The organism is Arthrobacter sp. zg-Y1143 (genome assembly GCF_030125565.1).
Classification (GTDB): domain Bacteria; phylum Actinomycetota; class Actinomycetes; order Actinomycetales; family Micrococcaceae; genus Arthrobacter_B.
The window spans coordinates 398,733-413,310 of sequence record NZ_JASKLW010000004.1 but is presented as its reverse complement, the minus strand read 5'-3'; the positions used below and the strand labels follow the sequence as shown (position 1 = coordinate 413,310).

Genomic DNA, 14,578 nt, shown 5'->3' with positions numbered 1-14,578 from the left:
CCCTGAATGTCACTTCTACGAGATTTTCCAAGGCCGCCGGATCCGCCGGCACGGGGAGGGATCCTCCGCCGTTTTCGTCGGTCGGCGGATACCACTCAACGGTCCGTGCAGGGAAGCGGGCAGAGATCAGACGCATAGATGAGGCAAGCCGGCGTGCAACTTCCGGCGCAGACTCGCCCCTGCCTTCCCAGATGAGTGAAATGAACGCATTGGCGGGCGAGGGTGCTCGCACCGCTGTGGATAAACAGCCGCACGCGATCCTGCCCGCGGCCGCGGAGGCGCCGGGACTACCTATTGCCTGTGCCCGGTCTTCCGCTTACCGTGGTGCGCGCCGTGCCCCTGTCTGGAGGAACCCGTACCAATGGAGACCATCGATGTCCTGCTTCCCTACTACGGGAACGTGGACTTAATGAAGACGGCCGTACGGAGCGTCGTCGCACAGGACTACCCCCATTGGCGTCTCCTCGTATTGGATGACGCCTATCCCGACGACGAGCCGGCACGGTGGTTCTCCACGCTCACCGATCCTCGGATCACCTACATCCGCAACCAGGCCAACCTGGGGGCCAGGGGGAACTTCAAGAAGGCGCTGGACCTGGCCGACGCACCCGTTTTTGTGATGATGGGCGCCGACGACATTATGCTTCCCGGCTACCTGCGCACGGTTTCGGCCGTCCTGGCTGCCCATCCCGAAGTCTCCGTGGTGCAGCCCGGCGTCGAGGTCATCGACGAACACGGCCGCAGCGTGCGGACCATGGCCGACACCATCAAGGCGCTCACCTCACCAAAGCCTCGGCCTGAGCTGGTGGTGGGAGGCGAGCAGCTGGCCGCAAGCCTTCTTCACGCAGGCTGGCATTATTTTCCGTCCTTGGCGTGGCGCACCGCGGCCGTCCGGAAGTACGGTTTCAGTCCCGACTACGACGTCGTACAGGACCTCGCGCTGTTGCTGGACATCGCGGCAGACGGCGGATCCATGGCGTTGGTGCGGGACCCGGTGTTCCAGTACCGGCGGCATGCGCAGTCGGATTCGTCGGTGCGTGCCGTTGACGGCCGGCGCTTCGCTGAAGAGAAAGCGTTCTTCCGCCGCGAGGCGGACAGGTTCCGCGGCCAGGGCTGGAAAGGCGCCGCACGTGCCGCCGACCTGCACTGGACCTCCCGCCTGCATGCCCTGTCGGTGCTTCTGCGCACCATTCGCCATCCCAGCCGGGAAACCGCTGGGCTCCTCGGGCGGCACGTACTGTTGTAAGCAGCTTTATTGCCTGCCCGCGATGCCCGCGAACTCCTCGTACGTGGCATAACCGCTTTCCACCATGGCCGTGGCCGTTGCCACCCCCACATAGCGCAGGTGCCACGGCTCGTAGGCATAGCCCGTGGTGGCCGTTTGACCGTCCTGGTAGCGGACAATGAAGCCGAACCGGTGGGCGTTTGCTGCCGCCCAGCTGCCGGCGGCCGTGTCCCTGAAGCACTCCTGCAGTGCACAGGACCCGTCAGGGTTACCGATGTCGGCGGCCAGGCCCGTCTGGTGCTCGCTGTGTCCGGGGCGGGCCGAGATGCGGTCAGCCTCGCCGGCACCGTACATGGCGGTGTAGCGCTCGTAGAGCACGGACTGCTCTGCATAGGACCGGTAGCCGCTGATGGCCATAACCCCCACCCCTTCAGCAGCGGCCGCGTCTTGAAGCTGCTGCAAAGCAACGGCAGCGTCTTCACGCAACGGCTGGCCGTCCACTGCGACGAGCGGGCCCGGAACGTAATCGGCGGGCAAGGCCCGGTCCTTGTTCACCAGGACCGGCACGCCGGCAGGGTCATCAATGTCCAGCTGCAGCCGGGGACCGGAGGAGGCGGACCAGAACACGGTTCCCCGCTGGAAGTGCTGGACGCACTCTCCGTCCAGGCACGCCTCGGCGTCGGCAGGGTAACCAAGGGGGCCGTTCTGGGCGCCGGAAGCATTCCAAGCCGCGCGCATACCGCCCACAATCGGCTGGGCGCCCGTTCGCGGGGACCACACGATGGCGCCGTGCGCATATTGCCTGGAGCACCCGTCGTCCCGCAGACCGCAGACTTCGGAACCGGTGTCCCGCCCAAGGGACGTGTGCGCCTTACGCGTTTCCTGAAAGAGCCGGTCCTTGCCAGATTCGCTGCCCGACGCCTGAACAGCAGCGGTACCGGATAAAAGGACAAAGACGCCCGCAGCGATAGCGGCGATCCGGGCTGTGTGCCGGGCCATGGGCCTCCCGTCGAGGTAGCAGGGCGGGCCGCTGCCTGCGGCCGCTCGTAAGTCATTCCTCATCACACTATCGGCAGCTGTACCCGTCCGGGTTAGAGAGCCGCAATGAGGCTATCGCCACACCCGTTTAATTCCGCTTTCGGACACCCCGGGCAGCCCTCAATAGCCGTTGCTGTGACGTACGGCCGATAGAATCCGTAGGCAATCTGTCGTTTCCGACACCTTTTTCCCCTTGCTCTGGAGCTCCTGTGATTAAACAAAGCTGGCCCCTGCCGGCACTCATTATCGCCACTGTCCTCGCGGTAGCGGCCCCGGCAGGGGCGGCCGTCCTCCCGCCCGAGCCAACCTCTCCGCCGGCCTATTCCGAACCCGCCGCGCCGGAGCAGGCGCCGTCCCCGGGACCCACCGTCGCGGACCGTCTCCCGGTCCCCGGGCAGAGCGAGCCGTCGACGGACACCGCTGAACCCTCCCCGAACACTCCCCTTCCGGAGCCGTCCGCAACCGCCACGCCGGAGCCAACGCCGACAGCTGACCCGGAGGAGAAGAAGGACCTCGAGTCGCTGATCGGCATACTCGGGGCGAAAATGGGCCAGGGATTGGAGCGCATCGAAGACACGCGCGATCCCCAGGTGCCGGGCGCCGAGGAGATCGCCGAACGGATCGATGCCGAGCAGGTGCTGATCGACGACGACCTTGCTGACCCCAGCCTGGCCACCTCCCCGGATTCGGCATCCGGCGCCGCGTCCCCTTCACCGGCGGGCTCAAAGGCAGCGCCGGCGTCCTTCACCCGGGTCTCGGGCCAGGGACCGGCTATCAGCCTGGCCGCCGATTGGACGGGGGGCATCCAGGGCATGGATGTCAGCAGCCACCAACCCTCGGTCAACTGGGGCAACGCCTGGAACCAGGGGGCCCGCTACGCCTACGTAAAGGCTACCGAGGCAACCTCTTACACGAACCCGCTGTTCAGCCGCCAGACCTCAGGTGCTGCGGGCGCCGGGATGCTGCACGGCGCCTACCACTTCGCTATTCCCAGCGAATCCAGCGGCGCCACCCAGGCCAACTACTTCATCGACAACGGCGGCCGCTGGACCGCTGACGGGAACACCCTGCCTCCGCTGCTCGACATCGAGTACAACCCCTACCCCCAGCTCGGCAACACCTGTTACAACATGTCCGCGGACCAGATGATCGCCTGGGTCCGGGACTTCTCGGCTACCGTTGCTGCCCGCACCGGCCGGGTACCGATGATCTACACAACCACCGACTGGTGGCGCACCTGCACCGGAAATTCGAGTGCCTTTGCCAACCATCCCCTGCACATCGCCAGCTATGCGGATTCCGTCGGGACACTGCCCAACGGCTGGGGCAACTACACCCTCTGGCAGTACAGCAGCACCGGTCCGTTCGAAGGGGACTCAAACGTCTACAAAGGCACACTCACGCAACTGCGCGATTTCGCCCGCGGATCGCGGATCTCCGGACCTGCAAAGATCTATTACCGCGGCAATCCGGTAGCCAGCCTCGACTACGGACACACCACGGACGAATTCGTCACCTGCGACTGGGACGGTGACGGAATCTCAAGTCCGGCTGCTTTCCGGGACGGTGTGTGGTACATCCGCAACGGGTTGACCGGCAACTCGCCGGTCACAGAATTGAAGTACGGCGAACCGGGCGACCGGCCCATCTGCGGTGACTGGAACGGTGACGGCTTCGACACCCTGGGCGTGTTCCGGAACGGCATGGCATACCTGCGGAACTCGAATACCACGGGCCGGGCCGACGGTTCCTTTGCCTTTGGTGCGGCCTACGATGTACCGCTGGTGGGTGACTGGAACCGCGACGGTTTCGACACTCTTGGCGTTGCCCGTATGGAGGGGTCGGACAAGCGCTTCTACCTCACCGACAGCAATATCCGCCCGGGCGTGAGCCAGTCCTTCATCTATGGCAGCGCCATGGACACCCCGGTGGCCGGGGACTGGAACAATGACGGCTTCAGCACCGTAGGCGTACAGCGGGGCAATATCTGGTACCTCGCCGACAACCACGCCAACCTGGGCGCCAACACCGCGTTCATGTTCGGTGACCCCGACGACCGTCCGCTCACCGGACGCTGGAGCCCCGGCACCGGTACCTCGGTGGGAGTCACCCGCTAGGACCGTTAACGACAGCAGGGGCCGCCGTTATGGCGGTCCCTGCTGTGGTTAAAGATGCGTTCAAATTCGCGCTAGTCCTTCACGCCCCGGCCTGTCGGGCGGACATCTGCCGCTCCCGGACCGGCAACGGTGCCGTTCTCCGCACCGGATGCCCGCGGCGGGGCTGCCTGGCCCGCAGCCATGCCGTCAACAGTGGCCTGGAGCGAATCCAGCTGGGCCCGGAGGATGGCTGCTTCCTCAGCCAGAGCCCGGGTTTCGTCCTCAACCACGGAAATCTCAAGGGACAGGTGCAGGCACACACCGATGGGCAGGAGGATAGCCAGGAGGAAGAGGAGGTTGGACGGCAGTGCAAACCCGGTCACCTCCGCGGCAATGCTGAGCAGCTGTGGGAAACCGGCCAGGACAAGGGTGGCCAGTCCAACCAGAATCCATAGGACGGCGTATTTCTCCCGCAACTTGCGCTGGCGGAGCAGCCAGACCACGGACCCGACCACGAGAAGCGCCATGATGAATGGCAGCACTGTATTTGTCATTTTGCTGCTCCGATGTGCTCGGGGATCCGGGTTTTCTTACGCGTCATGGCAATGACGAAGGCAAAGCCGCTTCGGGCCAGGTAAAGAGCTGCCTTGGCCGGGTTGTGACTGGGTTGTCCGCCCTGCCTGGGCCGCATCTCGACGGGCACCTGCGTGACCGTCAGTCCGGACCGGACCGCCACTACCAGTGAGTCAATCGTGTCGCCGAGGTACTCGGCCGGGTAGTGCTCGCAGTACTGGGCGATGGCGCGGGCGTTGGCCGCACGGAAACCGGAAGTTACGTCCGTGAGACGGGTCTTGGCGACGCGGGAGATGGACCAGCCGAGGAACGACATGGCCCATTTGCGGGGTCCGCGCACCTCGTAGTTCCCCTTTTCCGCGAAACGCGCGCCAATGGAAATGTCAGCCTTGTCCAAGCCCTTCACCACGTTGATGAGGTCCTTGGGATCATGCTGCCCGTCGGCGTCCACCTGAATGGCCTGGGTGTAGTCGAAGCGCTTGGCGTACTTGTAGCCGGCCCGCATGGCTCCGCCGACGCCGAGGTTGAACGGCAGGCGCAGGACTGTTGCCCCTGCGGCGGCTGCAAGGTCTGCGGTATTGTCGGTTGATCCGTCGTCCACCACCAGAACGTCGCAGTGCCGCACTGTCCGGAGCACTTCGGCGACGGTGTTTCCCACCGACTCGGACTCGTTCCAAGCCGGCATGATGACCAGCAGCCGGTCCTGCGACCGTACCTCAGCTTTATCCACGAGAGTCCTAAACCATTCTGCAGTCGTTCAAAATTGGGCCGAGGGCACTAAAAGCCCTCCGGGTGCGGTTCGCAGCGCGGCGCCGCGTCTCCGATGGAATTTATCGGGAAGCCGGCCTACTTCCACCCCGTTCCGGCGTTATCCCAGCGGGAGAAGACAGTCCTCCACTCTGGATACAAGCAGTTACAGGCTATAGAAATAGTTCCAAACCCGCCAATTCCTACGGCGACGTGCCGCGCGCCGTCGTCGGGTCAAAGCTGCGTGTCAGCTTCCAAAACCGTGCCGCAGGATCACCTTTGCGGTACGCATATCCCTGCGCGCCAAGACGCCGGGGAGGAGGACCAAAGCGTGCAGCCGGGAGGTGATGTGCAGCCGTGCCGCTGACGATGTTCTGGACCAGCCTTTGGCTGAGGCCAGCCTCCGCGCATGCTCGAAGAATCTCCGTTCACCCGCGAAACGGGAGCCGTCGCGCAGCTCAAGCGACGACGCGCTGGAACTGTGCCTGCGGTAGGCGAAGACGGCGTCGGGAACCATCAGCAGCCGCCCGCCGTCCAGCAGGACGTCCAGGATCAGTGCAAGGTCCTGGATGACGGGGAAGCCGTCACGGAAGTCATGGGACTGGATCGCCTCGCGCCGGAACGCAAGAGAAGGCCAGTACAGCCAGTTTCCGTGCATCAGGTTGGCGGCAAGGTTGTCTCCACCCAACAGCAGCGGAGAATCGCTGCGCGGACGCAGCATCTTCTGCTTCACCCGGTCCACGAGAGGTTTGACGGCGGTGCCGTTTTCGTCAACCACCACGACGCCGGGCTGGATCAGGTCAGCTTCCGGATGCTCGGCATGCGCTTTGCAGATTACGTCGACATACCCTTCCAGCAGGAAGTCGTCGCATCCCATGACCACAACGCGCGGTTCCACGGCCATCTGCACGCATCGCCTGAAGTTTTCCGTAATACCGCAATTGGACTCGTTGCGGATGTACTGGATCCGCGGATCCTGCAGCGTCTCGAAATAGGCGTCCACGGAATAGTCGGGATGCGCGTCGTTCACCACCGTCAGTGCCCAGTCCGGATTGGTCTGGGCCAGGACGCTTTCAACCGCCGTTTGAAGGTAGTCCAGCTCGCCCCAAAACGGAATGTAGATCCCTACTGTGGCATCAGGCCTGGGCATCGGCCACTCCGGTCACGTAGGCCTCGAGGCGGTCCTTTTGATCTGCAGGAGTGAACCCCGTTGCCTGGATCTTGCTCAGATCCAAGGGACTGTTCAGCGGACGGGGGGCAGTGCCGGCCTTGTCCTTGAAATATTCCGCGGTACTGATCCCCGTGACGTCGGCACGGCTGCGGCCGGCCAGCTCGTAGACACCGGCCGCCACCTCCGCCCAGCTGGACGGTTCCCCGTCGTTGCTGAGGTTGTAGGTTCCGTAGGGTGCCCGGGCATCGAGCAGGTGCTTGATGCCGGCCGCCAGGTCGGCGGTGAAGGTAAGCCGGCCCACCTGGTCATCTACGACGGAGGGTGTGATCCCCCGTCCGGCCAGCCCGGCCATGGTGGTGACGAAGTTGCGGCCTTCGCCGATCACCCAGCTGGTGCGCACGATGTAATGCCGCGGGACCACCGACACCACGGCGTCGCCGGCGGCCTTGGTCTGTCCATAGACCCCAAGCGGTGAAAACGCCTCATCCTCCGTATGGCTCTGGACGGTTCCATCGAAAACGTAATCACTGGAAACGTGCACCAGCGTCAGCCGGTTCTCGACCGCCACCCGGGCAAGGTGCGCCACGGCTGACACGTTGATCTGCCATGCGGCCCGCCGGCCCTCGGCGGTTTCGGCCGTGTCAACGGCCGTGTATGCCGCGGCGTTGATGATCGCGGAGTAGTTCTTCCAGTTGCGTTCGTAGGACGCCGCATCACACAGGTCGAACTCATTCCGCCCTGCGAACTCCACCGATGCATCACCGGCGTATGCCTCCCGCAGTGCCCGGCCCAACTGTCCGTCGGCCCCCAGCACAAGCGTCTTTTTCGGCGCCATGGGAACCACGTCGGCAAGGCGGGGGTGTGCACGGTCCTTATCGGACAGCTCGGCATCCTCCAGCGGGATCGGCCACTGGATGCCCGCTGTCTCGTCCGCGAGGTTCAGGAAGGTGTACTGGCCCTGGGCGTCAGCGCTCCAGTGGTCATTGACCAGGTAGGTGTAGGCGGTGTTGTCTTCCAGCGTCTGGAAGGCGTTACCCACCCCGCGCGGAATGAAGATTGCCTGGCTCGGATCCAGTTCGGCAGTGAAAACCGCTCCGAAGCTCGGCCCCTCGCGCAGGTCCACCCACGCACCGAAGATCCGTCCCGTGGCTACGGAAACGTACTTGTCCCACGGCTCCGCGTGGATGCCGCGGGTGGTACCGGCGGATTCGTTGAAGGAGATGTTGTTCTGGACGGGACCGAAATCCGGCAGGCCCAGCGCCAGCATCTTTTCGCGCTGCCAGTTTTCCTTGAACCAGCCCCGGTTGTCCCCGTGCACCGGCAAATCGAAAAGGACAACTCCGGGAATGGACGTTTCGTGCGTGGCCAGAACCTTTGAAAACTCGACCATGCCTACTGCCCCTGCACCTTGTACTTGGCTTCCGTTTCCGCCTTCTGCGGCCGCCACCATGCCTCGTTCTCGCGGTACCAGCGGATGGTGTCCTCAATCCCCTGCTCAAAGTTGGAGAACTGCGGCTCCCAGCCCAGCTCCGTGCGCAGGCGGGTGGAGTCAATGGCGTAGCGCATGTCGTGGCCGGGACGGTCAATAACCTGGTCGTACGCGTCGGCAGGCTGGCCCATGTGCTTGAGGATCAGCTCCACGACATCTTTGTTGTTCTTCTCGCCGTCGGCCCCGATCAGGTAGGTCTGGCCGATCTCGCCCTTCTCGATGATCCGCAGCACGGCCGAGGAGTGGTCATTGGCATGGATCCAGTCACGGACGTTTTCGCCGGCGCCGTAGAGCTTCGGGCGGATTCCGTCGATCACGTTGGTGATCTGGCGCGGAATGAATTTCTCCACGTGCTGGTACGGGCCGTAGTTGTTCGAGCAGTTGCTGATGGTGGCCTGCAGCCCGAAGGAGCGGACCCAGGCACGCACCAGCAGGTCCGAGCCGGCCTTCGTGGAGGAATACGGGCTCGACGGGTTGTACGGGGTCTTTTCGGTAAACCGCTGGGGATCGTCCAGTTCCAGGTCACCGTAGACCTCGTCGGTCGAGATGTGGTGGAACCGGGTGCCGTGCCTGCGGGCCGCCTCGATCAACGTGTAAGTGCCGATGATGTTGGTGTCCAGGAACGGCCGCGGATCGTGGAGCGAGTTGTCGTTGTGGGATTCCGCCGCATAGTGGACCACGACGTCGGCCGCGCCCACCAGCGTGTTCACCAGGTCCGCGTCGCAGATGTCGCCTTCGACAAATGTGAACCGGTCTTCGGGCAGCCCCTGCAGCGAGGCCTTGTTCCCGGCGTACGTGAGCTTGTCCAGAACAGTAATGGAAGCGTCAGTATTGGCCAGTGCATAGTGCACGAAGTTCGAACCGATGAAGCCGGCACCGCCGGTGACAAGGAGATTTTGCATGCCACTAGCCTACCTGTTAACGATTGGTCACTGCCTCGGACCGCCCGTTCCGTCAGAAATGGACGGGACGCGCCAGTTCCGGGTTTGCCCGCCGGCGTCGGATGGCTTCGGCCAGCATCCGGAAGGCCAGCACCCGGGCCCTGAGTATCTTGTACAGGGGACGGCGCGTAGACGGCGTGACGTTGTTATCGTGCAGCCTGCGGTACAGACCCGGCTCGTCAAGGTGCGTCATCTGGCCGGACGCATTGGCGGTTATGGCCAGCCAGAGGTCGTGGGATTCAAAAACGTAGCCCGGGATCGGCGCAAAAAGGGCCAGCGCGTCTGCCCGTATCGCCATGCCGCAGCCGTAGTAGGGCCGGTAGCCAATGATGACGGCGAAAATGTTGCGGATGTTCCGCCGGCTGTCGCGGCTTCGCAGGAGGATGCGTTTGCCCGGGTCCTCCTCCCCCAGAATCGAGAAGTTGGTGGCAACAACGGCGGATTCCTGAAGGGCGTCCAGCATGCGCTGCAGCCGTCCGGGCATCCATACGTCGTCCTGGTCGGAGAGGAAAATGTACTCGCCCCTGGCCAGCCCCACGGCCCGATCAAAGGTTCGTACATATCCCATGTTCCGTTCATTACGGACCAGGCGAACCCGGCTGTCCCCGGAAAATGCCTCCACGGACGCCACCGTGCCGTCCCCTGATGCGTCATCCACAACGATGAGCTCGTCGTTTTGCCCCAGTTCGGACAGGATCGAATCGATCTGTTCCTTAATGTAGGCCTCTCCACGGTAAGCAGCCATGCAAACGCTTACTCGGATGTTTTCAGGGGCGTGCATTAGTTGTCCTCCGATACCGTGAGGCCGTTGGCCTCCTTGTTGTGCCCGACTGACCGGGCAATGAACAGTGAATGAAGCAGTACGCCTACCAGCGGCCCGGCGGCCAGGCTCACAACAGTTTTCGTCTGGATATCAAGGGGAAGCCAGAGCAGTCCGAGGGAAATGGCGGTCGCAGCCACCCACCCGGCGGAAAACGCCTTGTGCCGTCCCGAAGCAATCGCCAGCGCCCCGGTTATGGTCAGCAGGCCCAGGAGCCCGGCGTCGAAAGTCAGTGCCGCGAGGACCATCCCGTTCATCTCATAGGAAGGTCCGAGCAACGCGGTCATCAGGAAGGGACCGATCAGCCAGGCAAGGGCGGCACCCAGCACTGACACCCCGAGGACCGCGCCAAGGATGGGGAATATCGCACGGATTCCGCGGGTGCGGCGGGAAACAAAGTGGGTGATAGCAACACCCTGGTAGGCATTGAGCGGGATGAGCAGCGGCGCACGGGTCAGCGAAAGCGCCATCAGCAATGCCGCCGAGGCCAAGTACTCTTCATTCGGTGTGGAAACCCGAAGCAGGATCGGGTACCCAACCACCAACGCCGCATTGGCAGCACCGGCGAGGCACGCATAGCCAACGGTCTTGTAGTAGGCACCAGTGCCGATGTCCGCCCGGCGGAGGAACGACTGCCTCGAGGATTTCGAGAGCAGCACGAAGAAAAGCCACGCTGCGGCACCGACGGCCGCTCCCCAGGCGAGTCCCGCCACCGAAGCGCCCACCAGGACCACCAGGCCCACGCCCGCCAGCCTGAGGACCGATTCGGAAAGAATGAGCTTCGAGTAGGTCCCCCAACGCTGCTGACCGGCCAGCGACCCCATCAGGGCCACATGTCCCGAGTAGACAGCCGCCGCTATGCAGACAACAACGACCAGTCCCGAATAGTTGCCGAATATAAGCGGACCCCACCACGGCGAGGAAAGCCCGAGAATGACGGCGGCACCTGTGCCGATTGATAAAGCGACATATCCCATGCGGGGATTCCGCGGATTAGGTGCAGCTGTTCTGCCCTGATTCGCCGCCCTGGTGGTTTCCGTCTGAATCCCGCCCAGAATGCCGAATAGGAGGAAGAGGAATGACCAAAATGTCAGGAAGACGGCATTGGATTCCTGGTCCAGGATGCGGGCGGCAAGCAGGAGCACAACGTAGCCGACAACTGCGGAGACCAATGAGGCGGACCCCACTCCGACGGCTGACGACGCACCGATGGTTGCTGCTTCGCCTTTCGGTGCTGCACGTTCTTTATGCAAAACAGACCTAACTTCATTTCTCGGTGAGGGCGACGATGCCGCCTTGCGTGGCTGCTCATTTTGGCCGCCGCCGGCACGGGAAAACCCGGGAGACTCCACGACCAGAATACCGGACCGGGTGCACGGACCGCCCAAACCGGGGGACCCGCCGCAGGGGCAGCCGATTTTGCCGTCCCCCGGACGCTGGGGGATGATTGCGCTATGCGTGGAATAATTCTGGCCGGCGGAACTGGATCGCGGCTGCACCCGATCACCCTCGGTATCAGCAAACAACTGGTCCCGGTGTACGACAAGCCGATGATCTACTATCCCTTGTCCACCCTGATCCTTGCCGGTATCAAGGACATCCTGATTATCACCACTCCCCATGACGCGGACCAGTTCCAGCGACTCCTTGGAGACGGCTCCCAGTTTGGCGTCAACCTGAGCTACGTCCAGCAGCCCTCCCCGGACGGACTGGCCCAGGCATTCGTGCTGGGCGCCGAACATATCGGCAACGAGCCCGTTGCACTGGTACTTGGTGACAACATCTTCTACGGTCACGGCATGGGCAGCCAACTGCGCCGTTTCGGGAACATCGACGGCGCCGCAGTGTTCGGATACTGGGTTGCCGACCCCAAGGCGTACGGTGTCGTGGAATTCGACTCCGAAGGACGGGCTCTCTCCCTCGAGGAAAAGCCTGCCGTCCCCAAGAGCAACTACGCCGTACCGGGGCTGTACTTCTACGACAACGATGTCGTGCAGATCGCCCGGGACCTCAAGCCCTCCGCCCGCGGAGAGCTCGAAATCACCGACCTCAACCGGGTCTACTTGGAGCGCGGAAAACTGCAGGTCGAAATTCTTCCCCGCGGCACTGCCTGGCTGGATACCGGAACCTTCGACTCGCTCAATGAGGCCTCGAACTTTATCCGTACGGTTGAAAACCGTCAGGGGCTGAAGATCGGTTCCCCGGAAGAGGTCGCGTGGCGCATGGGCTTCCTGAGCGACGACGAGCTTCGGGCGCGGTCTGAAAAGCTCGCTAAGAGCGGCTACGGAGACTACCTGGCCGGCGTCTTGGAGCACGGGCGCTGACACCGGCGTCAAAACGCCTGCCTCCGGGAACACTGGCAGTAACTGCGTCCCGGAAAAAATCTAAATGGCCGTTGCCGGCTTTCGCGTAATACCTTTCGAGGAGACCACTTGTCCTGGATACCCGTTCTGCCTGTCCTTCTGGCGACCGCAGGCCTGGTGTTATTACCCGGTTTCCTCGTCGCTTTGGCGCTCAGGTTCCGTGGATTCTCGGCATTTGCGCTTGCACCCGCATTCTCCGCGGCCGTTGTAGGCGTTTTCGGCATCCTCGCAGACATCGTTGGAATTGCGTGGTCGGTATGGGTCTATGCCGGAGGCACGGTCCTGACGTGCGTTGCGGGCTGGATTGCCACTGCCATCGGGGCCAAGGCAGTGCCCCGTAAGCGAACCCCCGAGGGCGGTGCCCCGAATGCGTGGCGCGGCATAGTGGCGCCTCTGGCGGCAGTTGCGGTAGCGGCAGCCATGGTGTCCAGGCGGCTTATGCAGCTGATCGCCCAGCCCGAGAACTTCGCACAGAACTTCGACAACGTGTTCCACCTCAACGCCATCCGGTACGTGGTGGAAAGCGGAAACGCTTCCTCGCTCACCATGGGTGGCCTGGGCAACGAAGACATGGGAGGCGTGTATCCCGCGGTATGGCACTCCTTTGCCGCGCTGACCGTGGAAGTGACCGGCTCCAGCGTCCCGCTGGCGGAAAACTCGATCAACATTGTTGCCGCCAGCCTTGTGTGGACCCTCTCCTGCGTATTTTTTGCACGCAGCGTCTTTGGCAACAACGCCCTTATCTCCTTGGCTGCGGGCGTGCTCTCCGCCTCACAGATCGCGTTTCCGTTCCTCCTGCTCGTCTGGGGCCCGCTGTTCCCCAACACCCTGGCTACCAGCATGCTGCCGCTCCTGCTGGGCATAGTTGTACGTCTCTTCCGGGGGGCCGGCCTCGACGAGGACCAGCACCTGCAGCGGTCCTGGTGGATTGCATTCCTGCTTGCCCTGGCCGGAGCTTCAACCGCCCACATGAGTGTCGTCAACGCCCTGCTGGTGTTCGCCCTGCCGCTTATCCTGCAGAATTGGTGGGGTGCGTTCAGGCAGCGCCTCGCCCGGCCGCGCGTCACATCCAAAGTGGCCGTTTTCGGCGTGCTGTCGGTCCTCGGCGCTGTCGCCGTGACACTCCTATGGCTCTTCCTCCGGCCCGCCTTCTACGACTCCTGGGCTCCCTACACCACCACCGGCGGCGCTATCGGGGAGGCACTGACCAACAGCCCCATGGGCACCCCCGCCAACTGGTTCGTGACCGTCCTGACGATCTCGGGCGTCGTTTACCTGTTCCAGGTCCGGAAGCACCGCTGGCTGATCGTGAGTTACGCATTGGCCATCTGGTTCTACGTCGTGGATGCCTCCCAGGAACGCGGTTTCCTGCGCAACTTCCTGACGGGCAACTGGTACCAGGACACGAACCGCCTGGCGGCTTTCCTTCCGGTATTCGCTACCGTGCTGGGGGCTGTAGGAGCTTGGGCGATCATTCAGTGGATCCGCGCCGCCCTGCCTGAACGTACGGCCCACAGGCTGGAGGAGCGCTGGACCGCCGCGCGTCCCCTACGCTTCCTGTCCCTTGTTGTCCTGACAGTGGGCATGGCGCTGCTGGGGTACTTCGGTCCCGTGAAGGAGTACATCAAGTTCACAATGCCCGTGTATGCCTTCAACGAATCCTCCCCGTTGCTTTCGCCGGCCGAGCGTGACCTGGTCGAGGACATTGACGGGTACGTGCCTGACGGAGCCGTTATTGCGGACAATCCCGCCAACGGGAGTTCCCTGGCGTATGCCCTCGGCGGCCGGGACGTCTTGACCCCGCACATGTTCGCCAGCAATGATCCCGAACGGATCCTCATCTCCGAAGACCTGGCCGAATTCAGTCCTGAGGTGTGCATGGCGCTTGAGGACGAGAACGTCGAATATGTACTCGACTTCGGGACGCGTGGACTGTCCGAAACAGGTGACGAATACGCCGGCGTCATGGACCTGGCCGGACAATCCGGCTTCGAACTGGTCAAGTCCACCGGTCCCGAGGCGAATCTCTACAAGATCACCGGCTGCGACTAACACCCGCACCACCCCTGCGCCTGGCCTGCCGCTGATGATGACAGCGGTCAGGCCAGGCGCGTT

General features: G+C 63.4%; 12 protein-coding genes. 4 read left to right on the top strand and 8 right to left on the bottom strand.

The features are described 5' to 3' along the window. Positions 1-361 precede the first annotated feature (361 nt). Complete coding sequence (locus QNN98_RS06000) at positions 362-1,246, top strand: glycosyltransferase family 2 protein (RefSeq protein WP_283996520.1); 885 nt, start codon at positions 362-364, stop codon at positions 1,244-1,246. A 6-nt stretch (positions 1,247-1,252) separates the two neighbouring features. Here QNN98_RS06000 and QNN98_RS05995 read toward each other — a convergent pair whose 3' ends face one another. Further along, positions 1,253-2,224 (bottom strand): D-alanyl-D-alanine carboxypeptidase family protein, encoded by a 972-nt coding sequence (locus QNN98_RS05995; protein ID WP_283996519.1) that lies wholly within the window; start codon positions 2,222-2,224, stop codon positions 1,253-1,255. A 248-nt stretch (positions 2,225-2,472) separates the two neighbouring features. On the opposite strand from QNN98_RS05995, the gene QNN98_RS05990 reads away from it, so the two are divergent. Then, a complete protein-coding gene (locus QNN98_RS05990; protein ID WP_283996518.1) occupies positions 2,473-4,380 on the top strand; it encodes a GH25 family lysozyme in 1,908 nt (635 codons plus the stop codon). 71 nt (positions 4,381-4,451) lie between these two features. On the opposite strand, the gene QNN98_RS05985 is transcribed toward QNN98_RS05990, so the two are convergent. The 7 genes from QNN98_RS05985 to QNN98_RS05955 form a co-directional block, all read right to left on the bottom strand. Next, the gene (locus tag QNN98_RS05985) at positions 4,452-4,913 is read right to left on the bottom strand and encodes a DUF2304 domain-containing protein (RefSeq protein ID WP_283996517.1); all 462 of its coding nucleotides are present in this window, start codon (positions 4,911-4,913) and stop codon (positions 4,452-4,454) included. Continuing rightward, on the bottom strand, positions 4,910-5,617 hold the full coding sequence (locus QNN98_RS05980) for a glycosyltransferase family 2 protein (RefSeq protein WP_502864615.1): 708 nt from the start codon (positions 5,615-5,617) through the stop codon (positions 4,910-4,912). Before QNN98_RS05980 ends, QNN98_RS05985 begins: the two co-directional genes overlap by 4 nt. A gap of 309 nt (positions 5,618-5,926) precedes the next feature. Beyond that, positions 5,927-6,829: a glycosyltransferase family 2 protein gene (locus tag QNN98_RS05975; RefSeq protein WP_283996515.1), complete on the bottom strand. Its 903-nt coding sequence runs from the start codon at positions 6,827-6,829 to the stop codon at positions 5,927-5,929. After that, positions 6,816-8,240 (bottom strand): sugar nucleotide-binding protein, encoded by a 1,425-nt coding sequence (locus tag QNN98_RS05970; protein WP_283996514.1) that lies wholly within the window; start codon positions 8,238-8,240, stop codon positions 6,816-6,818. The genes QNN98_RS05975 and QNN98_RS05970 overlap by 14 nt, the downstream gene beginning before the upstream one ends. A 2-nt stretch (positions 8,241-8,242) precedes the next feature. Beyond that, a complete protein-coding gene (gene rfbB, locus QNN98_RS05965) occupies positions 8,243-9,241 on the bottom strand; it encodes a dTDP-glucose 4,6-dehydratase (RefSeq protein WP_283996513.1) in 999 nt (332 codons plus the stop codon). Positions 9,242-9,293: 52 nt separating this feature from the next. Then, positions 9,294-10,025 carry a glycosyltransferase gene (locus QNN98_RS05960; RefSeq protein ID WP_502864599.1) on the bottom strand — a complete coding sequence of 244 codons (732 nt, stop codon included), beginning with the start codon at positions 10,023-10,025 and terminating at the stop codon, positions 9,294-9,296. Positions 10,026-10,060: 35 nt separating this feature from the next. After that, positions 10,061-11,353, bottom strand: coding sequence for a polysaccharide biosynthesis protein (locus QNN98_RS05955; RefSeq protein WP_283996511.1), 1,293 nt, complete (start codon positions 11,351-11,353; stop codon positions 10,061-10,063). Positions 11,354-11,554: 201 nt separating this feature from the next. Here QNN98_RS05955 and rfbA point away from each other — a divergent pair, with 201 nt between their 5' ends. Both rfbA and QNN98_RS05945 read left to right on the top strand, forming a co-directional pair. Then, positions 11,555-12,424: a glucose-1-phosphate thymidylyltransferase RfbA gene (rfbA, locus tag QNN98_RS05950; RefSeq protein ID WP_283996510.1), complete on the top strand. Its 870-nt coding sequence runs from the start codon at positions 11,555-11,557 to the stop codon at positions 12,422-12,424. Between the two features lie 156 nt (positions 12,425-12,580). Continuing rightward, a complete protein-coding gene (locus QNN98_RS05945) occupies positions 12,581-14,515 on the top strand; it encodes a DUF6541 family protein (RefSeq protein WP_349643213.1) in 1,935 nt (644 codons plus the stop codon). Positions 14,516-14,578: the final 63 nt, after the last annotated feature.